Origin of the sequence: Colwellia demingiae (assembly GCF_007954275.1) — a bacterium.
Lineage (GTDB): Bacteria > Pseudomonadota > Gammaproteobacteria > Enterobacterales > Alteromonadaceae > Colwellia > Colwellia demingiae.
On the sequence record NZ_VOLT01000002.1, the window covers coordinates 235,503 to 256,635 of the forward strand.

General features: G+C 38.3%; 16 protein-coding genes and 1 pseudogene. 3 read left to right on the forward strand and 14 right to left on the reverse strand.

What is annotated here, in order from left to right; genetic code table 11:
• The first annotated feature begins 170 nt into the window (after nucleotides 1–170).
• Nucleotides 171–2,072 (forward strand): methyl-accepting chemotaxis protein, encoded by a 1,902-nt coding sequence (locus ESZ36_RS03850; RefSeq protein WP_146783814.1) that lies wholly within the window; start codon nucleotides 171–173, stop codon nucleotides 2,070–2,072.
• A 160-nt stretch (nucleotides 2,073–2,232) separates the two neighbouring features.
• Here ESZ36_RS03850 and ESZ36_RS03855 read toward each other — a convergent pair whose 3' ends face one another.
• From ESZ36_RS03855 to ESZ36_RS03915, 14 genes and pseudogenes are all read right to left on the reverse strand, one after another.
• The gene (locus ESZ36_RS03855; RefSeq protein ID WP_146783818.1) at nucleotides 2,233–2,574 is read right to left on the reverse strand and encodes a YdbL family probable chaperone protein; all 342 of its coding nucleotides are present in this window, start codon (nucleotides 2,572–2,574) and stop codon (nucleotides 2,233–2,235) included.
• Between the two features lie 8 nt (nucleotides 2,575–2,582).
• The gene (locus ESZ36_RS03860; RefSeq protein ID WP_011045438.1) at nucleotides 2,583–2,765 is read right to left on the reverse strand and encodes a YnbE family lipoprotein; all 183 of its coding nucleotides are present in this window, start codon (nucleotides 2,763–2,765) and stop codon (nucleotides 2,583–2,585) included.
• 17 nt (nucleotides 2,766–2,782) lie between these two features.
• Nucleotides 2,783–5,392 (reverse strand): intermembrane phospholipid transport YdbH family protein, encoded by a 2,610-nt coding sequence (locus ESZ36_RS03865; protein ID WP_246128981.1) that lies wholly within the window; start codon nucleotides 5,390–5,392, stop codon nucleotides 2,783–2,785.
• Between the two features lie 246 nt (nucleotides 5,393–5,638).
• A complete protein-coding gene (locus ESZ36_RS03870; protein ID WP_146783824.1) occupies nucleotides 5,639–6,364 on the reverse strand; it encodes a hypothetical protein in 726 nt (241 codons plus the stop codon).
• Between the two features lie 266 nt (nucleotides 6,365–6,630).
• Nucleotides 6,631–8,202 carry an alkyl hydroperoxide reductase subunit F gene (gene ahpF / locus ESZ36_RS03875; RefSeq protein ID WP_146783827.1) on the reverse strand — a complete coding sequence of 524 codons (1,572 nt, stop codon included), beginning with the start codon at nucleotides 8,200–8,202 and terminating at the stop codon, nucleotides 6,631–6,633.
• A 240-nt stretch (nucleotides 8,203–8,442) separates the two neighbouring features.
• A complete protein-coding gene (gene ahpC, locus ESZ36_RS03880) occupies nucleotides 8,443–9,012 on the reverse strand; it encodes an alkyl hydroperoxide reductase subunit C (RefSeq protein ID WP_101231451.1) in 570 nt (189 codons plus the stop codon).
• Nucleotides 9,013–9,219: 207 nt separating this feature from the next.
• Nucleotides 9,220–10,119 (reverse strand): DNA-binding transcriptional regulator OxyR, encoded by a 900-nt coding sequence (oxyR, locus tag ESZ36_RS03885; protein ID WP_146783830.1) that lies wholly within the window; start codon nucleotides 10,117–10,119, stop codon nucleotides 9,220–9,222.
• Between the two features lie 179 nt (nucleotides 10,120–10,298).
• Entirely contained in the window at nucleotides 10,299–10,916 is a 618-nt protein-coding gene (locus ESZ36_RS03890) for a LysE family translocator (RefSeq protein ID WP_146783833.1), read from the reverse strand.
• Nucleotides 10,917–11,196: 280 nt separating this feature from the next.
• Nucleotides 11,197–11,322, reverse strand: a complete 126-nt coding sequence (locus tag ESZ36_RS23050; RefSeq protein ID WP_281285023.1) for a hypothetical protein — start codon at nucleotides 11,320–11,322, stop codon at nucleotides 11,197–11,199.
• A gap of 208 nt (nucleotides 11,323–11,530) precedes the next feature.
• Nucleotides 11,531–12,559: an isoaspartyl peptidase/L-asparaginase family protein gene (locus tag ESZ36_RS03895; RefSeq protein ID WP_146784744.1), complete on the reverse strand. Its 1,029-nt coding sequence runs from the start codon at nucleotides 12,557–12,559 to the stop codon at nucleotides 11,531–11,533.
• A 159-nt stretch (nucleotides 12,560–12,718) separates the two neighbouring features.
• Nucleotides 12,719–14,212, reverse strand: a pseudogene (locus tag ESZ36_RS03900) (Na+/H+ antiporter NhaC family protein).
• Between the two features lie 458 nt (nucleotides 14,213–14,670).
• Nucleotides 14,671–14,862: a hypothetical protein gene (locus ESZ36_RS03905; protein WP_011045449.1), complete on the reverse strand. Its 192-nt coding sequence runs from the start codon at nucleotides 14,860–14,862 to the stop codon at nucleotides 14,671–14,673.
• 186 nt (nucleotides 14,863–15,048) lie between these two features.
• The gene (locus ESZ36_RS03910; protein WP_146783836.1) at nucleotides 15,049–16,239 is read right to left on the reverse strand and encodes an anhydro-N-acetylmuramic acid kinase; all 1,191 of its coding nucleotides are present in this window, start codon (nucleotides 16,237–16,239) and stop codon (nucleotides 15,049–15,051) included.
• Nucleotides 16,232–17,728, reverse strand: coding sequence for an OapA family protein (locus ESZ36_RS03915; protein WP_146783839.1), 1,497 nt, complete (start codon nucleotides 17,726–17,728; stop codon nucleotides 16,232–16,234). The genes ESZ36_RS03910 and ESZ36_RS03915 overlap by 8 nt, the downstream gene beginning before the upstream one ends.
• Before the next feature lie 514 nt (nucleotides 17,729–18,242).
• Here ESZ36_RS03915 and tyrS point away from each other — a divergent pair.
• Nucleotides 18,243–19,442 (forward strand): tyrosine--tRNA ligase, encoded by a 1,200-nt coding sequence (tyrS, locus tag ESZ36_RS03920; protein ID WP_146783842.1) that lies wholly within the window; start codon nucleotides 18,243–18,245, stop codon nucleotides 19,440–19,442.
• A 292-nt stretch (nucleotides 19,443–19,734) separates the two neighbouring features.
• The gene (locus ESZ36_RS03925) at nucleotides 19,735–21,129 is read left to right on the forward strand and encodes a DcaP family trimeric outer membrane transporter (RefSeq protein WP_146783846.1); all 1,395 of its coding nucleotides are present in this window, start codon (nucleotides 19,735–19,737) and stop codon (nucleotides 21,127–21,129) included.
• The last annotated feature ends 4 nt before the right edge of the window (nucleotides 21,130–21,133 follow it).

Here is a 21,133-nt window from a genome sequence, read left to right on the forward strand (position 1 = left end):
TTAAATTAAGCCAATGGACACCGTTTTGAATAGTCTAATTTATATTCATGCCAAAGATTCAGAGCAGCCAAATATATTTTTGTAAATGTATTACTGTTACTTGATATATAAAAGCAATTTCAATCCATAAAAAATTAACAGCCCAAGATGGCGACAAAGAAGGATACACCATGGTGCAGTTTGGATTCAAAAACCTGTTACTGATTACAATAACTGTATTAGTCGGACTTTCCGTTTCTTTAACAAGCTATTTTTCCTATATAAAAGAGGAGAAAACCCTAACCGCTCTCATTATGAAAGAAAACAGTGAGTTCGTGCGAAAACAAGCTGAGCTTATTGAACAACAATTGAATGAAAAAGCATTAGGTTTGGCCAGAATTGCAAAACTATATGATGATCAAGGAGAAGAAGGTAGTACTGAATATTTTGTTAAATTAACAAAAACCATTGCGTTTTCGATGAATCTTAATAGCTCGGCCATTGGTTTTGAAAATGGCATTGGCTACTGGAATCAAACGAGTAATACTTGGCCTGAACATATATTTTCAGGTGATGTTAGAGAAGAATCATACTACCAATTAGCTCGAAGAAGCTCAGGTACTGCAACAAGTGAACCTTATTTTGGTTCAATGACTTATTGGATCAGTATCGTTCATAAAATTAAAAATGGCATGATTTCTGTTGATATGAAATTGGATTTTTTAAATGAGTTAGTTGAGAACTCCGCAGAAATACCTGGCGCTGTAGCATTAATTTTTAATCAAGATACAACGGTTTTGGCTTCGACTAGTAAAACTGTTGAAACCAAAAAACTAGCAACGAGTTATCCTTGGTTTAAAGAGGCAGCGTTAAGCGCTGTTAGCCACGAGAGTGACATACATACGTATCAATTAGACGGAGTGGATAAATTACTTTTTGCACATCGAATTCAAATAGCTGATAAATATTGGTATTACACTCTGGGTCTAGATACAGAAGTTGCCTATGCGAGTCTTGTTGAAGCGAAAAAAAGCGCTATTATCAGTACCCTTGCAGCAACACTGATAAGTGTTGCGTTGGTTTTCACTTTATTACAAATTATTTATCGCCCAATACTCGTATTAAAAGAAACAATCACCGCACTTTCTCAAGGTAATGGTGATTTAACGCAGCGACTTAACGTGCACTCGAATGATGATTTAGGCCAAATTGCAGATGGCGTTAACCGGTTTATAGAAAGCTTGCAATCGATGATGTTAGAAATAAAAGAGGCAACAACAGCGCTAAACGGCAATGTCTCTAAATTGAAAAATCAATCAGAGCATAATACGACCATATTGAATGGGCATGTTCAAGAAACAGAGCAAGTGGTAACGGCTATTGAAGAAATGAATGCGACTGCCGGCTCTATGGCAAGCGATATTGCAAATGTCGCTCAACTGACAGATAACGCCAACAGCGCTGGTCGTGAGTCTATGAAAACAGTAACCCAAGCGCAAGGGACTATTGCAGAGTTGGTTACTGACGTTGAGAACTCGGTAGAAAGTGTTAGTGAGATGAGTAGTAAGACCGATGGCATTAATTCTATCTTGAGTGTTATTGGTGGCATTGCTGATCAAACAAACTTATTGGCACTTAACGCTGCTATTGAAGCAGCTCGCGCTGGTGAACAAGGTCGTGGTTTTGCCGTTGTTGCAGATGAAGTACGTAACCTTGCGAGCCGAACCAAGTCGAGTACTGATGAGATTGAAAATGCACTTTCTAGCCTATTAAAAGGTAATCAAACAGTTGTTGACTCAATGAGTGTGACGAAAGAGCGTTGTCAAAAAGCGGCGACTGGTGCAGGTGAAGTTTCAATAAGTTTGGATGAAATGACAGGTATTGTGTCCGAGATTAATAATTTAAGTACACAAGTTGCCACTGCTGCTGAAGAACAAAGCAATGTCACACATGAGGTCAGTAAAAATATGACCGCAATTAACGAAATTGTCGGTGAGCTAGATAATAATGGTAAACAAGCGTTTGCAGAGCTCAATAGTATTGATGATATTAATCAACAGTTAACTGAGATTATAAGCCGATTTAAAGTGTAGTTTAATTTATACCAACTCCATTAAATTATTGCCCACTTGTATTGGTTATAAATACGGTTAAACCCCAACAATTAGTTAATAGACAAAAAAAACCGTAGTACTTACTCAGGACTACGGTTTTATTATTTACAGCTCAATTGCTTTCAATAACAGCCGTAAGTTATTTTTTAACCCACTGCCCTGCAGAGTTTTGAACTAAATGTCCTGACTGAGTTTTAGCCATAGACTTTTCACCGGCTAGTTTAGTAACTTGTTGCATGGTGATTTTATTTTTTCGCGCCAAGTTCAGGTAAATATCTTTACGTTTTTTATTCACCATATCAACCAAGTCGCTCACTTCAGCGCTTGCAACTACCACACCTAGGTAGCCATTAGACATTTCACCAACAAGCCCTTGTTGCTTCGCTTGGTCGAGAGTTACTGCCCAAGCCGAGAATGCTATGGAAGAAGCAATTAACACTAGGCTTACTTTTCTAATTGAGTGCTTTATAAATTTATTCATTATTGCTCCTAAAAGATATCACTATCGTCACTGAAAATATCATCGAGTTCTTTATCAACTTTGACTCGAATCTCATGATCAATTTTAAGATTCAAGTTGATCGTGATTGGCTCTTTAGCACTTACTTCAACTCGATGAGTGCAGGCTGTAAATAAAAATACAGCTAGCAGTGGTGCCAGTATTTTAACCATAAATGTTCCTTAATTATTTAGTTCTTTGTTTTTTGTAAGCCTTTGATAATTTTGCTTTCAAAGTCTTCGGTAATATTGAGTGATTCAATTAAGCCTAATAAATCATAGCTAAGATTTAAATTCAAATTTACATCGTTATCCAAATCAGGATTTCTGCCCTTAATAGCGGTATCTAATAACATGTAGCCATCATCCGCCATTGAAACTTCCGATGAGAGGTGGTGATAATGTAAGTTTTCCAAGGCATTAAACGCAAGCTTTAATTCAGTGCTACTGGCTTTAAGTTCTTCAACCGCAGGGTTATTATAAACTTGAATAATGCCATCACCGACATTTTTCAAATTACCTTCTTTGATGAGAAAATTATCGCCATCATAATGAATAGGTAATTCCCCTGAGACTCTCCCTGTAACGACTATACCTTGCTTTTTATCTAACTCGAGTAGTTTTTCTAAATCTATTTTAGTTAATGTTACATTCACTGGCAGCTCTTTACTAAAAGGCCACTGCGCTTTAGCTATATCAAAACGCCCACCCAATAAACTTCCACGAATGTCATACGCTAATAGCTTTAAATTATCTGATGAAAAGTCGATAAAAGTGCTCGTTGCTAAATTATTAATTGGTGTCGCCGTTTCTATCTTTGCAATAGTCAGATTAGGTGATGCTTCAGTCTTGTCACGTATCGATTGAATCTGGCCATTTTGCAACAAAAGTTTTTGCTGCCAGTTCAGCTCCTGTAACCAAGTGCCGTCAACCTCTCCTGTGACCTCTTGCACTACAAGTGTCATTGTCATTGGGTTAGCTAATAAGTCTTCACTATTTTTAAGTTGTCCACTTAAGTGATAGTCGATATTGCCATCAATAAGTTTCAACTCGACAGGTAGTTTTATCTTTAATGCTAATAAGTCAGTAAGCAATACATCTTGTGCCGACACAACCACACTGGGATGACGTAAGTCTCCCGTTAACATAGCGGTCGCTATGGGAACGTTATCGGCAACCACTTTAGTGCCTATCGTTATATCATCGACACTGCCACTGAGTTTTGTCTTTAATTCAAGTCCATTAATTTTTAATGTTTTGGGATAATTCAGCTGACTTATTTGACTGTTAATATCTAGTTCAAAAGTCACTAAGCCATTATTTTTTGACTGCTGTTGATTATCATTTTTGGCTATCGACACTTCACCTTGCCAATGACTGATTAACGATTTCATACTAGGCTGGGCTTTGTGGCTCGATTGTTTAGATTTTCTTGTCGGTTCACTCGCTGACTTATTTAACGGCAAGCTTAGCTGAACTAATTCGAATATCGTTCCATGGGAAAGTGTTAATTGCCAACTATTACTATATTGCTCAATTCCCCCTATAACACTTAGCTTTACTGGCTGTTGGCTATAAGTCTGTAATTGAGCAATATTCGCTTGTCCTGTCAGAGATAATTTTGCTTTTTGTAAGTTCGTTGTTATTGCTGGATCATCATCAAAATTAAAGAGTAAATCGCTTAGCGAGAGTTCTATTGGCCCATATAAATTTCTGCTAGAGATATCAAGGCTATCACTGGCTATAGTTTGCTGGGTAAAATCAATGGTTAGCGAACCCAATGGCTTAACTGTTAAGGAATTTATAGCATTGTCTGTGATGACATTTATTATCTGCTGGTCAACTGCTTTTACTGTGAGTAAATCAATTAACTTTTCTGAATTAAAAGCTAACTGTATGTTATTACGCTCATAATCTTTAAGATGGCTCGTCTTACCATTATTTAGATTATCCTCATGAGTAAAGTCAAAGTGTAGGTTTTCGCCCGCTAAGACTGTTTGCCAAGTAAAGGTTGTGTCTAGCTCAATCGGCCCTAATGAAGAAGAATCTTGTGAAGCCTCAAAAGAAAAATCAGTCAATTTACTGGTCATATTCAAGGTTTTCTTTTGCCAGTCTAGCTGACTATTAAAATTCCCCTTAACAGACCAAGACTCATTTATTAATAGTGTCGATAAACTAAGAGGCAAAGCCGTTTGATGTCTAATGATAAATGGTCTTAGTTTAGCTAAATCAGTTGCTAAATCAGCACTGAGATCATCACCATTTTTAGTTAATGCCAAAGAAAAGACGCTCTCTTTCTTATGATTAGCTAAAGAGAATGATAGCTTCTGGGCATTTACTGAAAATTGGCCTTGATAAGTGTGGCTTTGATTCGTTTTTTTATGGGTTTGTTTATTAGTTTCTTTATTAGTAAGGGGTTGGTAGCTAAACGTTTGAATATCAACTTCAATCGGAATTGAGAGCAACGCAAGGTCATGAAGTTGTTTTCTAATAAGTGTTGGTAACTCAGTAATTTTTACTGTGCTTGAAGTAGTATTTTCAGGGAATTGAATATCACTTTTAGCTCGTACAGTAACTGCATCAATATTTATCGCTGAAATAGCGTCTGATAGTTTATCTACGTCTATCTTGCTAGGTTCAAATCGCCACTCTACCAAACTATTAATTAATTCTATTTCCGCATAAGGCGAATCAATACATAAACGAGTAATTAGCAAATCAAAGTTGTTATTTATCTCAAAATCAATGCACGTTAGCGCGCTATTATGCTGTGTAAGGTAATTATTTACTATCGAGGTCACCACCGAGCTTCGGCTATAAAATACTGCACTAAATGTGACAACAAAAACCAAGCATATGGCTAAGGTAAACTTAAACAACCGCAAAATAATCCCTTACCTTCAAGATGAGTGTGATAGAGCGTATATCCGTTACCTTATAAGAGCTCAATTTCAGTGGGAACCAAAATGACTTTAGGTGAAGTAAATAGTGTAATCATGGGTATTGTGCGATCAATCTATTAACGCATCAATAACCCGCTTAAGCGATTATCTATAAGATAACTTAATATACTGATTAACTTTATCATTATTAAGTCGTTGTGGAGATAGGCGATCAACTATTTCTAGTGCTTGATGCACTTTACTGAGTCCGATTTTGTCATCTAAAGGTAATTTTTCAAATGACTTATCATTGATCGTTTCCTTAAGTAAGGCTAATGCTCCCTTAAGAGATGTCTTAAAATCAGTTTGTAGTTTCTGCTCTTCGACGTTATTCAATATTTTTTTTGCGGTAGTTAACGCTCCCGTTAAAGCCACTATTGTTTCGCTTTCAGTAACCTTTTCATCACTGTCTGTATCTCCATCAGCATCATCATCTTTATTTAAACGTTCAATGAAGTCCCCAAGGAAATTAGTTAACGTGGTAGTAGATGTGTTCGCGCTAGATTCGCTGGTTGTCGCATCCGTTGTAGTACCACCTAAAGTCGCATACTCACCTTTTGAAATAAGTCCAAACTGATAAAGCTTTTCTTTTAACGCGCCTACATCATCAAATGTCAGCTCTGCTCCGCTAAAAAATTCACTGCTAATAGCATTTATTTTTTGAGCTCGGCTTGATAAATATAAACTGTTATCAACGACAGCTGACTCTTCACTTTTAACACTACTGTCAGCATGTTTATCAGTTATCGCTTGTATTTCAGCAGTATTCTGCTGACTCACAGTTGAATTATTATTAAAAGTGGCGCTATACAGGCCTAGGTTATTGATCATTTGGTAAATACCGCAATAAATTGACACTTTTATTACAAGCAATTTACATACCAATTATAGTCATTATTTTTATGACACTATCGCTAACAAACCTTGATGCTTGATAGCTTCTCATCTTAACAACGGATGTTACTACACAAATAAACCAAGCACTGTCGTAAGCTACCCCCCGTGCTAAACCGTTTAAATGATAGTTTTTAAACGGTTTCTTTTCTAATGATGAGTACTAATTAAAAGTAATCAGTACTGAAAAGTATGAATATTAATTAAACGTCCTGACGAATAAGATAATCAAAAGCACCCAAGGCGGCATTTGCGCCACTACCCATAGCAATGATAATTTGTTTATACGGGTTGTTGGTTACATCGCCTGCTGCAAATACCCCTGCAATGGACGTCTCACCTCGGCTGCCTGCAATAATTTCACCGCGATTAGTTAACTCAATCTCACCTTGTAGAAACTCAGTGTTTGGCATCAACCCTATTTGCACAAAAATACCTGCCAATGCCAGTGAATGATGCTCTCCTGTACCTCGGTCAGTGTAACTTAAGCTCGTTACACGTTTACCATCGCCATGTACTTCAGTGGTTTGCGCATTAGTAATAATAGTGACATTAGTTAACGAATTAGCTTTTCTCACCAAAACGTCATCTGCACGTAGCGTGTCTGCAAATTCTAAAACAGTGACGTGCTCTACAATACCTGCTAAATCAATGGCAGCTTCAATACCTGAATTACCACCACCAATAACCGCTACTGGCTTGCCTTTAAAGAGTGGCCCGTCACAATGAGGACAGTAAGCAACACCTTTGCCACGATACTCATTTTCACCCGGTACATTCATTTCTCTCCAGCGTGCGCCGGTTGCCAATACTACCGATTTACTTTTTAAGACTGCACCATTTTCTAAGCTAACTTCAACCAATCCTGTTACTTCATTACGTTTCACTTGACTCGCTTTATTACTGTTCATGATATCTACATCATATTCACGAACATGTTCTTCTAAACTGGCGACAAGTTTTGGTCCTTGTGTTGCTTTGACGGAAATAAAATTTTCAATAGCCAGGGTGTCACTGACCTGACCGCCGAATTTGTCCGCGACTAAGCCGGTATTAATACCTTTTCGGGCGGCATAAATTGCTGCTGCTGCACCTGCTGGGCCACCACCGACAACTAAAAAGTCATAGGTATCTTTATTCTCTAATGCTTTGGCTTGGCGAGCACCAGCATTTTTATCTACTTTATTTAAAATATCGGTTAATGACACACGGCCTTGACTAAATGATTCACCATTTAGATACACACTGGGTACTGCCATCACATCACGATCAAATACTTCCGTTTGGAATAACGAACCATCAATCATAGTGTGTTTTATATTCGGATTAAGGGCAGCCATCATATTTAAGGCTTGTACCACATCAGGGCAATTCTGACAGCTTAAGGAGATGTAGGTTTCAAAGACAAAATCGCCTTCAAGGTTGCGCACTTGTTCTATTTGTTCAGCCTCAATTTTGAGGGGATGTGAACCACTGTGCAATAACGCCATCACTAATGAGGTAAATTCATGTCCCATGGGTAAACCAGCGAAACGCATTTCGCTATTGCTCGCGACACTACGTACTAACATAGATGGCACTCGTTCATTAGCGGCTTGCTCAGTATTATTACCATTAATTTCAGTGATTAGCGGTGATAATCCAGCAATTTGTGATACGAGTTGGGCAAGTTCTTTTGCCTTAGGGCTTTCATCAGTAAAGGTGATTAGCTCGACTGGTGTTTTTAAATTGTCTAAATAACTTGTTAATTGTGTTTGTAAATTTGTGTCTAACATAATGACCTCTAAAGATATTCAATGGGAAGTGGAAAGTGATAAGGGAAAGGAACTTTAGTTTTGCTATTAATTAGCAAGTGCGAAACATCCTTATTCCGCCGAAGTTTGACTTTAGATTTGAATTAAATGCTTTCTGCTCAAGGCGCGAGGGCTGTAGCATAGCTTGCCTATGTGAAGCCCTCGTAACGCAGAGCAGTAAGCATTTAAACGAATCTAAGGAGAACTTATCTAATCAAATATTTAGATTTTTCCTACTAAGTCTAGTGATGGAGCTAAAGTTTCAGCACCTGGTTGCCATGCTGCTGGACATACTTCACCATCATGCTCGGCAACATATTGTGCAGCTTTAACTTTGCGTAGTAACTCTGCAGCGCTTCGGCCTATACCTAAGTCATGTACTTCAGCAATTTTTACTTCACCCTCTGGGTTAATAACAAATGTGCCACGAAGTGCTAAACCAGCTTCTTCGATCATGACACCAAAGTTACGTGTAATTGCGCCTGTTGGGTCACCTATCATTGGATATTTTATTTTATTAATCGTATCTGACGTGTCGTGCCATGCTTTATGAGTAAAGTGGGTATCTGTTGATACTGAGTAAACTTCAACACCCATTTTTTGTAATTCGTCATAATGGTCAGCCATGTCACCTAATTCGGTAGGACATACAAAAGTGAAATCAGCTGGGTAGAAGAAAACGATTGACCATTTATCAGCAAGGTCTTTTTCGCTTAGTTCAACAAATTCGCCGTTGTGAAAAGCAGTAGCGTTAAAAGGTAATAATTTAGTATTAATAATTGATTGGTTCATTCTGAGTTCCCGTTTTTTAATAAAATGTTAAGTATTTAAAAAGCTAAAATGAAACGTTTATAAACTTCGTTTCGTTGAAGACGAGGTAATAATAGAGTCAGAAGTACAATTATCATAATCGATAGTAATTATAAATATGATAGGCAAAACCTATCACTGGTAATGTAAGAAAATATAGTGAGCTATTTTGAGGTGTGATGGGTATAGCTAGGTAATGATTCCGTTGAGGGACTTTCTAACACTTGCCACTATCGCTCTAACGCATTGCATACGTGAGTAATTAGGCCTAATCACCAAAGAGATACCACGTACAGGCACAGGGGCTTGAAACTGCCCATAATGAATAGTATCGCTGGCTAAATTGCCTTGTGCAGCAAGAGCAGGTAATAAAGTAATGCCCATACCGCTTGCCACCATATGACGTAGAGTTTCTAAGCTTGTCGCTTGAAAACTATTATCTTCTTTAGCACCAGCAGAGAAACAATACCCCATCGCTTGGTCTTTCAGACAATGACCATCCGCTAACGTAAGAATTTTTTCATCATGCAAGTCTGAAAGTGATAAATCTTTTTTATTGGCAAGTCGGTGATTTTTTTGTGTTGCCAGCATAAGTGGCTCATCAAATAATTGGTATGATTCAAATTTATCCATTTCTTCAAGATAAGGTAAAATTAATACGTCTAATTTACCTTCATCCAATTGCTGCAATAACACCTTGGTCTGGTTTTCATGTAAAAAGAAGTTGATGTTAGGTAATGCTGTATTCAAGTCTGCCATGATATGTGGCAACAAATATGGCGCTAGTGTTGGTATTAAACCTAGATGTAAATCACCAGCAAAAGGGTCAAGCAGGGCTTTAGCACAAGACTCAAATTGTCCGGCAGCTTGTAGTACTTTTCGCGCTTCTTTAACTAACTGTTCTCCAGCAGGGGTTAGCATAACATTGCGGCGATGACGCTCTACCAGCTGCAAACCTAATTGCTCTTCCAGCTTCATTAATTGCCCACTCAAGGTAGGCTGACTAACGAAACAAGATTGAGCCGCTTTACCAAAGTGTTTGTGTTTATCGATAGCCGTTAAATATTCTAAATCGCGCAACTTAATCATAGCTAAGGCCTATCCTTTAATAAGAAAACAGAGAGTTAGGCTATGGTATTATGATCAGGTTATGAAAGCGAGTTTCATCACCTATGTGAGGGAAAAATGTTGCCATCAGTTTAACTTAAACCCAGTTAGCTTAAGCTCAGTTCAGTCATGTACAGAGAAAACCATGCTCTAGCTAAATGCTAACTAACTGCTAGCCAAATACCGACACCTACCATCAAGCTACCGGCAATACGATTCATCCATTTAACATTATCGCCGCGACTTAAAAATAACCGTAGACTCTTACCACCCGTAGCGTAAGCCATCATGCTAGTGAATTCAGTAAACATGATAACGCCTAGTAACATCAGTAATTGTGGTGCAACTGCGCGGTCAACACTAATAAAAGGAGGAAGCAGAGAAATCATAAAAGCCCAGCCCTTTGGGTTAGCAATAGCGGTGACAAATCCTTGCGTGAATAATGAATAACGACTGACATCGCTGGGTTTATTGTCACCTATCGACATTTTACCCCTTGAGCGCCACATATTAACGCCTATGTACGCTAAGTATGCACCACCTATCCATTTCAAAACTTCGAATACATCTGGATAGTTAAGCATAATACTAGCAACGCCAAATACCGCAGCTATAGCAACAATTGCGACACCAATGAGTTCACCAATCATCATCCACATTGTACGACGCACACCAATACTCATGCCAAGCGTCATAGCTAATGTCATGCACATACCAGGCGTGATAGAGACAAAAAAGAAAGTAGGAATAAAAACCGCAAGAACAGCTATATCAGGCATTCGATTCACTTTTAAGTTGAAGACGGGACAATTCGCAGACACTTTAACAATAAAATGTATCATTGATTAGAAAATAACGATGAATAATCGAATTTAAAAGTCTAAATGCAAGAATCGACAGGATAACGATGATATTGAGTTTTAATTGAGACGACTAGAATACTGAGTATTGTTAGAAGGGGCAAAGAGAGAAAGTAGTAAGTAGTAAGTAGTAAGTAGTGCAGAAGACAATAATTACTGTGAGGAGCAAGTGCCCCTCGCCAGTAATAGTTAATATTGCTTAACGCAAAAGCGTAAACCAACCCATAACCATTGGTAATAATGGCATAGCAAACATTGCCACAAGGATCATTGCTAAGTGTTTGAAAGAGGAGGGATCTTTAAAATCTTCTTCGTGCTGAGACATGGTCTAGTTTCCTGTACTGCGGTTAAACAACTAAAATATGGCGCGGATTTTAGCCGATATTGTTAATGATGGACAGAGAAAGTTGATCTAGATCAAAGGGTATAGCGACGAAAAACTAAAAGTTAAGTCACTAATCTTCGCGTAACCAACAACTTACCGAGCAGGTATTCTAGCTATTCGATTTTGTTATTTGATATTTGATATTTAATTAATCATCTTTAAAAATACCAACATAAGTCACTTGGCTGGTAGATTTGCTGGCTCGATACATACCTTTAGTATTGAATGGTAAGCTGATATTACCTTTACTATCTATAATAATCACACCACCCGTACCACCAACAGGCATGAGCACATCATGAATAACTTCTTTACCCGCTTGGTCAATACTCTTACCTTGATATTGAACTCTGGCACAAATGTCAGCCGCTACGTTATAACGAATAAAGAATTCACCATGGCCAGTCGCTGAAACGGCACATGAAGCATTATCAGCAAAAGTACCTGCACCTATCACTGGTGAATCGCCAATACGGCCATAACGTTTATTGGTCATGCCGCCAGTAGATGTGCCCGCAGCAATATTACCGAACTTATCAAGTGCCACTGCGCCAACCGTACCCACTTTATATTCGGTATCTAAAGCAAAGTGAGCTGCTTGGTAGTCTTTCTTTTGTTGTTTAGCCTTTTCCATTTTGGCTTTAGCGCGTTGCAGTGATTTATATCTATGGTCAGTATCGAAGATCTTATTATCAACTAACTTAACACCTTGGCTTTGAGCAAAGGTTTCTGCGCCAGCACCACTTAACATGACATGCACTGATTCATCCATCACCAAGCGAGCAAGGTTTATCGGATTTTCAATATGCTTAACCCCCGCAACAGCACCTGCTTGACGATTTTTCCCGTTCATAATAGAAGCATCCATTTCATGAGTTTCTTCATGGGTATAAACAGCGCCTTTGCCTGCATTGAAAAATGGTGAGTTTTCAAGAATGTTTATTGCCGTAGTTACCGCATCAAGACTAGTGCCGCCCTGTTCAAGAACGGTATAACCTGCTTCAACAGACTCTTTTAATTTAGCGCGATAAGCGGCTTCTTTTTCAGGAGTAAAATGGTCTTTTTTAATGGTACCAGCACCACCATGAATGGCGATTGCAAAAGGAAGTTCTTTTGCTAAGACAGTATTAGAAAATGCAGTATTAGCAAAGGCTGATACAAGTAAAAAAGTTAACATCGGTCGCGTTATTTTCATTATTATTACTCGTTATTCTTAGACTGTAAATCTTAGACAATTAATCGGCAGTAACTGAACTGCTTTACAACTCATCGCACGCAAAAGAGTTATAACCAAGTGTCCTGAAACGCGCATATTCAAGTGGCTTGGGTATATAAGTTAAATCATGACAATGCTTGCGATAATATAAGCCACAAGTGTTAACGCGCCACCAAACAGTGCATAAGGCATCTGGGTTTTAACATGCTCAAGTAAATCACAACCTGATGCGATGGCTGATACACAGGTGGTATCAGAGATTGGTGAGCAATGATCACCAAAGATACCACCACCTAAAATTGCAGCAATCACTAATGAAGGCGGTAAACCGAGCGCTTGAATTAATGGTACGCCAATAGGAATTAAAATGGCGAAAGTACCCCACGAAGTCCCAGTACTAAATGAAATAACTGCACCTGCGATGAACAACATAGGCACGACTAAAATTAATGGTAAATACTCACCAACAATACCTGCAATAAAATAACCTGTGCCCAGCTCTTTCAAGCTAGCGCCAAGGGTCAATGACAATAGCACTATCGTTACTAACGGTAATAATTCAGCAATGCCTTTAAAACCTATTTCTACTAACTCTTGATGTTCGAAACGATTAGAAAAGCGCAATAAAAAGTAACTTACTGCCAAACCTAAACAGGTGGCATAAAGTACAGATTTACTACCATCACCTTGCGTGATATCGCCATTTCCGCTCCAATACATAAAGAAAAACATACCGAAAATCATGCTCAATAAGGGTACCAACATAAAGCGTGCTTTAGTGGCTGGCACCATGGTTTCTTGTAGTATGGCTTGTGATAGTGTTTCTTGTGGTGCCGCTTTTTGTTAAACTGTCGACTGCAAAGTTGTTTCCGCTATTGAAGAGCGCTGTGATAAATCGTCAGATTCTATTGTTCCCTTCGTTTTATCGCTTGTATTCAATGCCAACTCTGCCGTTTTCATTGGGCCATGTACTCTATCGGTCACCACCGTATAAACCACCATAAGCAAAGCGATAATGGCGTAGAAATTAAAAGCGACTGAGCCCCATAAAATAGACACAGAAGACTGCCCTAGTTCATAGTTATTTAACAGTGCTAGTACATACGCACCCCAGCCATTTAGCAGTACTAATATACATACTGGCGCACTGGTACTGTCAATAATATACGCTAAGCGAGCACGGCTCATTTTGAATTTGTCGAATAAATCACGAGACAAAATACCTGCAGTAAGCACACTAAGATTTGATTCAATAAAGATGACCATGCCAGTAAACATGGTTAGAGCACCTACTTGTCGCTTACTTTTGGCAATACCTTTATTAACTAATTTTTCTACCGTTGCAGTAACACCACCTGAATCTCTAACATACGCCAATAAAGCGCCAATCAGTAAACTAAAAATCAAAATACGGGCATTACCAGCAGAGCTAACCACGCTGATAACTCGTTCGAGAGAGCCAATAAAGGCATGAAAAATGACATTGCTATGCTCTTGTGATGCTAATAACAACTCAGAGGTAAATACGGCAGTAAGCAAAGCAAGAATGACTTCTTTTTTCCAAATAACAATAATAATAGCGACCAAAGGAGGTAGCACTGACAACCAATCCATAAAAGACCTTAAAGCATGAGTTTGATATTGAGTGGCTTGATTATACTAATTCAATTAATCAAGCTAGTCGTAGAGGGAGCAGTGTGGCAAATAACTAAGGCAGATTCAATATATACCCGTCACCAATCAAGATGCTGGTTTCAGAGTGCTTGAGCAATTTCAACTCAAGGCGCTGTGATGACATAATGGTTATTCCATTGTGAATCACAGCAACGATGAAGTGATGTTGCTCAAGCGCTTCTTCGATGAGTTTTAAATGACTTTATACTGCGTCAAATAATCAAAACATAGAATGACTATGCTTAAATCATTCTTCTTGCCTAAAATCATTTAAATTCCCACTGAAAACCTGCACCTTCAAGTGGACGGGTATATTGACTAAGTGGAAATAAAAAACCCGACAAACTGTAAATTTGTCGGGTTTCTAATTATTTTTCAAAGATAAATTTCAATACTATTTAATAGTAATCATCTTCTTTATTGTGCGCTTGTGGATCTTCGATAATATCGTTGATGTTAACTTCAAAGTTGTCATTATTGTTACAATCAACCATATAAATAGTATGTGTTGAGCCATCAACCCACGTAACAGTACCGCTACCTTTTTTACTGCCACATTTCATACCAATATGAATATCTTTAAATTCCATAAGCCCTCCTCAACGCTAACTTCCAAGGTGTACTGAGTTTGACTTCAGCACGACCAGTTAGTTCATTTTTTGAACACCCAGTAATTAAGTATAGTATTGATGTGATGAAATGCTAGTAGATTATTGTCTGATTTAAGCATGAAACTGCTGAACGTAAGTAACTGACTCAAACTTATGAAAAAATATTTAAGGAAGAAAAGCACTACCCAAGGTACAACTTGCGCTCGCTCCAGTTACTGCTGGCAGATTACTATCTAAACCTTGATCAAAAGCGTATGCAAGCCAAGCAAACGCCATAGCTTCAAGAATATCACCATCAATGTTCAGTGCTTGCATGTTCTTTATTTCAAACGCAGTGTCGGATGCAGTTAACCTACTTCTAAGCGCGTCAACTAGAGCGTTATTATGTACACCGCCGCCACACAAGTAGACCTTGGCTTGTGGCGTTAATGCCCTAATGGCATTGCTTATACTCTGTGCGGTAAAAGCCAATAATGTCGCTTGAATATTGGCACTATGATTAGTTACTGTCTCAGGTTGCGAATGAGTTACTTCTTTAAAAGCCGTTAATTGCTGTTCAAGCCATTCAAGGTGGAAATACTCTCTTCCTGTACTTTTAGGTGCTGCTGACTTTATATAATCATCTTGAATCAACTGTTCTAACAGCAATGGGATAATTTGTCCCGTTTTCGCCCAAGCACCATTTTTATCAAAGGTGTCAGCACTGCTTGAATGATGTTTAGTGAACCAATCATCAAGCAAAGCATTACCGGGGCCAGTATCAAACCCCAAAACAGGCTGATTAGAGCCTTGCTCAGGCAAAAAAGTTATATTGGCAATACCGCCGATATTCACCACAAAGTTAGCTGCGCTTGTTTGAGTAAATAACTGTTGATGAAAAATCGGGACTAAAGGTGCGCCTTGACCCCCTAACGCCATATCTTTACGACGAAACTGCCCTACCACGCGAATTCCAGTCAATGTTGCCAACGTTTGGCAGCAACCTATTTGTAGAGTAAATGGGTTATCTCCACTTGGACGATGACGAATGGTTTGCCCGTGATTACCAATGGCGATAATATCTTTAGGGCTAAGGTCTTCTTGATTAAGTAATGCATTAATGGCCTGAGAAAATAACTGCGCTAATTCAACATCCAAATGAAATGCACGATCAACCTCATTATTCCCAGGTTGATAAAGCGAGGTAATTTTATCTGCAATAACAGCGCTATAACTTTTATAGAAACTGGCCACTAATCGAGGCTGTTTCCCCTGAGCACTAAAGTCTACTAGCGCTAAGTCGATACCATCAGCACTGGTGCCTGACATCAAACCAATATAGTATTTTCCTCGTGCTACCGCTTCAGTATTAATCATTAGTCGCTATATCACTTGCTTGTGTCGAAAGTAATGCATTTTTAGCCCCTGATAATGCTTCTAGACGTTCATCAGCTAATAATAAGAATTTAGCTTTATATTTTTTAGCGATAGGCCTAGCATCAGGTAATTTGACGGTACGCGGATTACGATGTACGCCATGAAGTAAAAATTCGTAATGTAAATGCGGCCCTGCCGCTAAACCAGTAGCGCCCACATAACCAATGACTTGCCCTTGTTTGACACGTTGACCTTTTTTGACTGCACGTTTAGAAAAGTGCAGATACTTAGTTACTATGCCATTACCATGTTGAATAAAGACATAGTTACCATTGTATTTATTATAAGTCGCATGTGTCACTTTACCATTACCTGCCGCAACAACGGGTGTGCCGGTCTTAGCAGCGTAATCAATACCACGATGTGCTTTCCAACGTTTCTGCACTGGATGAAAACGTTTTCGTTTAAAACTAGAGCTTATATATTTAAAGTTTACAGGTGCACGTAAGAAGGCTTTACGCATACTTCTACCATCAGGACTATAATACTCATCATCAGTAAAACGAATAGCTTGGAAGACTTCGTCTTGGTTAGTTATTTCTGCCGCTAAAATATCGCCTGTACCTATATATTCACCGTCGATATATTTCTTTTCATAGGTAATATGAAAGCTGTCGCCTTCACGGATATCTAAGGCAAAATCAATGTCCCAACCAAAAATATTGGCAAAGTTAATAATTTGGCTATCATTCAAGCCAGCAGTTACGCCAGCATTCCAAAAGCTAGAATTGATGGTGCCGTAACTAAAACTTTCTCGTATCTCTACTTCTTTACTTTCCCGATGAGATTGATAACTGTCGCCCACTAAATTAATGAATAAAGTATCAGTTTTAGAAAGAGGATATTCAAGCGCGGCTAATTGTTGCTCTTCATTTTTGGCAATTCGTAATTTATCACCGACATTCAGTCTTTTTAATAATTTACTCTCTTTACCTTTAGCTGTACTCACCGCATAGGTTGTTTGAGCACTAAATCCTAACCGTTTTAGTATCAATGCTAAAGAGTCACCATTTCGAACCTTCACGGTTTGCCAGCTTAATTGGGCAAGTTTTTCTACCGAGTCTTGTATTTTGACCTTTCTTTCTAATTTTCCACTCACTAAGCCGCCTTCATTTTGCGCACTACCGCTTTTAGCTAACGAGGGTAACTGTTCAATTGTGATTTTGTTGTTGGCTTTACTAATATTTCGCTGTGGTAAAGCACTTTGCTTTGGCGCTGTACCTTTAGGCACTATATCTTCTGGCAATGATACCTGAATGCGTTTACCGACTTGGATATCTTCAGCATCGAGACTTTCATCATTCGAGGGAATGATCAATAAAAGCAGCATAAAACAGCTACTGATAATAATTATCCGGCGATGAAGCTTAGGTAGGTTTTTAAATATTTCTAATAATTTTTTCAACAGAATACGACTCGAAACTTTCATAGCGGGAAATGATAAATCAAAAACAAATTCAGGTAATCTAACGACTATATCAAAACTAACCCTAAACTACAGAAAAAATAATGCTATTACTGACGGTACAAGTCAATGAGAATCCCTGTCTTTGTAAGCAAATGTAATTAATCACATTAAAAGACAAACTGAGTAATAGACTTCTGTTTAAATTTCGTTCAACACGAAGATTAAACACAACAACTTATTAAGTTTTTAATGACGTGATTTACTTTTAAAAACAAAAAAATCAACATAACTCGCATAAGTTAACCCTTTATTGAGTCTGTTTATCATCAGGATCACTCTTTCTTTACTAAAAAAGCCATTATAAGGTTTTATCCCACCCGCAAAGTGCAGTAGAATTCGACCATTAAATAAACTTTACCTAGTCACTATAACCACTCATTTATCAAAGTAGGCTGCGCCTTGTTTTCAGTGCAACCGCTCAGTAGTTATCACTTATTAATAGACTAAGTACTCAAAGCCAATCAGTGGAGTCCTAATGACCGAAGTTAACCAAGCATTCGCCGAGCTAAAACGCGGTGCAGAAGAAATATTAGTTGAAGAAGAATTACTCGAAAAATTAAAAACAGGTAAGCCGTTAAAAATCAAAGCAGGTTTTGATCCTACTGCACCTGATTTACATTTAGGCCACACGGTTTTAATTAATAAGCTTCGTCAATTTCAGCAACTAGGTCACGAAGTTATTTTCTTAATTGGTGACTTCACCGGTATGATTGGTGATCCAACGGGCAAAAATGTTACCCGTAAAGCGCTTACCAAAGAAGATGTACTAGCCAACGCTGAAACGTATAAAGAGCAGGTTTTTAAAATATTAGATCCCGCTAAAACAACGGTTGCTTTTAATTCTACTTGGATGGAAAAACTAGGCGCTGCGGGTATGTTACAACTTGCCTCTCGTCAAACAGTAGCGCGTATGATGGAACGTGACGACTTTAAAAAACGTTACGCCAATGGTCAAGCAATTGCTATTCATGAGTTTATGTACCCACTGGTACAAGGCTGGGATTCTGTTGCGCTTGAGGCCGATGTTGAACTAGGTGGTACCGATCAAAAATTCAACTTACTGATGGGCCGTGAGTTACAAAAGTCTGAAGGACAGCGTCCACAAACAGTACTAATGATGCCATTACTTGAAGGCCTAGATGGCGTGCAAAAAATGTCTAAGTCATTAGGTAACTACATTGGTATTACTGATTCGCCTACTGAAATGTTTGGCAAAATCATGTCTATTTCAGATGTATTAATGTGGCGTTACTATGAGCTACTAAGCTTTAAACCGCTTGAAGAAATTGAATGCTATAAAGTTGAAATTAGCGAAGGTAAAAATCCCCGCGACGTCAAAATTGATTTAGCCAAAGAATTGATTACTCGTTTTCATGATGAAGCTGCAGCACAAGCTGCTCATGATGAATTCATCAATCGTTTCCAAAAAGGTGCGTTACCTGATGATATGCCAGAATTAACGATTACGACTGAAAAGGGTGAAATAGCCATTGCTAACTTGCTTAAAGAAGCAGGATTAGTTGGTAGTACTTCTGATGCCTTTAGAATGATCAAACAAGGCGCGGCTAAAATTGATAGCGAAAAAGTAACTGACCGTAGCTTAGTAGTTAGCGCTGGCACAACTGCCGTTTATCAAGTAGGTAAACGTAAATTTGCACGTATTACCGTCAGTTAAGTTAGTCAAAAAAGTCACTTACCTTATATCAAGCCAGTACTTAAGTGATTGGCTTTTTTTATGCCTTTTCTACTATTTTCTTTGCTTGCTAGGGAGAAATAATTTGCAATAACTGGTTGTTTTATCCTGTCATTGAGATAATGTAGAGGTCAATAATTATGCACATGGACGGCACTTAAATGATTATATTCTCACTTCATCTCTTGCTACTTACTACTTATTTTACTTAACTAAACTTAGCCAAATAAAATTACTTGAATCAATGAGTAAGACTCAAATAGTGAGATTGTAAATGACTAAACCTGCCCAGACATATCTATCTTCTCGACGTTTTAACGCTGCCCGTTCATTATCTCTATCTTTAGCTGCATTGAGCACACTTTGTTCAGTAAGCGCTTATAGTGAACAAACAGATAAAGAGCGTATCAAAAGTTTAGAGCAACGCTTATTAGAACTAGAACAACAAGTACAAAAGCAAAACAACCAAAGCTCAGCAACCGATAAAGATGGACAAAAAAAATCAAGTAATAGCAAAAATGTCGTAGTCATACCTAAAACTACACAACGACCTAGTCATGATTTTGAAGCACCTGATAAAAGTATTGTACTAAGTAATAGTGATACCACCTTGCAGATTGGCGGACAGATTTGGTTAGATGCTATTTATAATAATGGCGAAATGACCAATCGTGCGGGCTTCCAAACATCTTCCATTGCTTATGAAAAAAACACTACTAAAGACAATACTTTGCTTAGTGTTGGTCAATCTAATTTATCCTTTAAAAGTTACACTCCGACCCAGTACGGTGCAATGATCACTCGCTTTGAGTTTGATATGTTTGATGATCAAGGTAATGCTGATTTTAACCTTACCCATTTATGGGGAGAAATAGGTGATTTTGGTGCCGGTCAAACATTTAGTGGTTTTATGGATATTAATTCCTTCCCCAATATTTTAGATTTTTGGGGTCCTAACTCGATGGTATTTACCCGTCAGCCCCAAGTACGCTATAGCACAGCAGTGAGTAAAAGTGGCCGAATAATGTTTACCATAGAAAAATCTGCCAGTGATTTTGCCGTGCCAAAATCGTCTACAAATGCAGATTATGACGATATTAATGAGTTACCTGACTTGACAGTATCTTACTTACACAGTGGTGATTTTGGTTACATAAAGTCGGCTATGGTGTTTAGACAACTTGGCTATGAAACATTATCAACTAAAGATACAACGCTAGGTTGGGGACTCAATATTTCAGGTGCCATCACACTAACGCCTGCAGACTCGATAAAGTTTCAACTGGCACATGGTGAGGGTATAGGGCGTTATGTTAATGACACCTGCTGTAGTTATTACAGTGATGAAACGGGTGGCGTTGATGCAGGTTTAGACGGCAATGGCCGTTTAAAAGCTATCCCAGTGACTGGCGGTTTTGCCTATTATAATAAACAATGGAGTAAAAAATGGAGCAGTGCTATTGGTTATAGTTATTTAACTATTGATAATCTAGTGACGCAAAAAGACAAAGCCATGAAAAATAGTGCTTATTCAACGGCAAATATTATTTGGTATCCCGCTAGTCAAGTAAAAGCAGGCGTTGAATTACAATATGGTGATGTTCAAAGTAAATCAAACCTTGAAGCTGATAACTTTAGAGTTCAAGCCTCTGTCGGTTTTAAATATTAATAAG

What these genes read in the sequence shown, in the direction of transcription:
- tyrS (WP_146783842.1), top strand. Translation starts at nt 18,243, where the DNA reads ATGACCGAAGTTAACCAAGCATTCGCCGAGCTAAAACGCGGTGCAGAA.
- ESZ36_RS23050 (WP_281285023.1), bottom strand. Translation starts at nt 11,322, where the DNA reads ATGTCTCAGCACGAAGAAGATTTTAAAGATCCCTCCTCTTTCAAACAC.
- oxyR (WP_146783830.1), bottom strand. Translation starts at nt 10,119, where the DNA reads ATGATTAAGTTGCGCGATTTAGAATATTTAACGGCTATCGATAAACAC.
- ESZ36_RS03890 (WP_146783833.1), bottom strand. Translation starts at nt 10,916, where the DNA reads ATGCCTGATATAGCTGTTCTTGCGGTTTTTATTCCTACTTTCTTTTTT.
- ESZ36_RS03855 (WP_146783818.1), bottom strand. Translation starts at nt 2,574, where the DNA reads ATGAATAAATTTATAAAGCACTCAATTAGAAAAGTAAGCCTAGTGTTA.
- ESZ36_RS03915 (WP_146783839.1), bottom strand. Translation starts at nt 17,728, where the DNA reads ATGAAAGTTTCGAGTCGTATTCTGTTGAAAAAATTATTAGAAATATTT.
- ESZ36_RS03870 (WP_146783824.1), bottom strand. Translation starts at nt 6,364, where the DNA reads ATGATCAATAACCTAGGCCTGTATAGCGCCACTTTTAATAATAATTCA.
- ESZ36_RS03850 (WP_146783814.1), top strand. Translation starts at nt 171, where the DNA reads ATGGTGCAGTTTGGATTCAAAAACCTGTTACTGATTACAATAACTGTA.
- ESZ36_RS03905 (WP_011045449.1), bottom strand. Translation starts at nt 14,862, where the DNA reads ATGGAATTTAAAGATATTCATATTGGTATGAAATGTGGCAGTAAAAAA.
- ahpC (WP_101231451.1), bottom strand. Translation starts at nt 9,012, where the DNA reads ATGAACCAATCAATTATTAATACTAAATTATTACCTTTTAACGCTACT.
- ESZ36_RS03910 (WP_146783836.1), bottom strand. Translation starts at nt 16,239, where the DNA reads ATGATTAATACTGAAGCGGTAGCACGAGGAAAATACTATATTGGTTTG.
- ESZ36_RS03860 (WP_011045438.1), bottom strand. Translation starts at nt 2,765, where the DNA reads ATGGTTAAAATACTGGCACCACTGCTAGCTGTATTTTTATTTACAGCC.
- ESZ36_RS03925 (WP_146783846.1), top strand. Translation starts at nt 19,735, where the DNA reads ATGACTAAACCTGCCCAGACATATCTATCTTCTCGACGTTTTAACGCT.
- ahpF (WP_146783827.1), bottom strand. Translation starts at nt 8,202, where the DNA reads ATGTTAGACACAAATTTACAAACACAATTAACAAGTTATTTAGACAAT.
- ESZ36_RS03895 (WP_146784744.1), bottom strand. Translation starts at nt 12,559, where the DNA reads ATGTTAACTTTTTTACTTGTATCAGCCTTTGCTAATACTGCATTTTCT.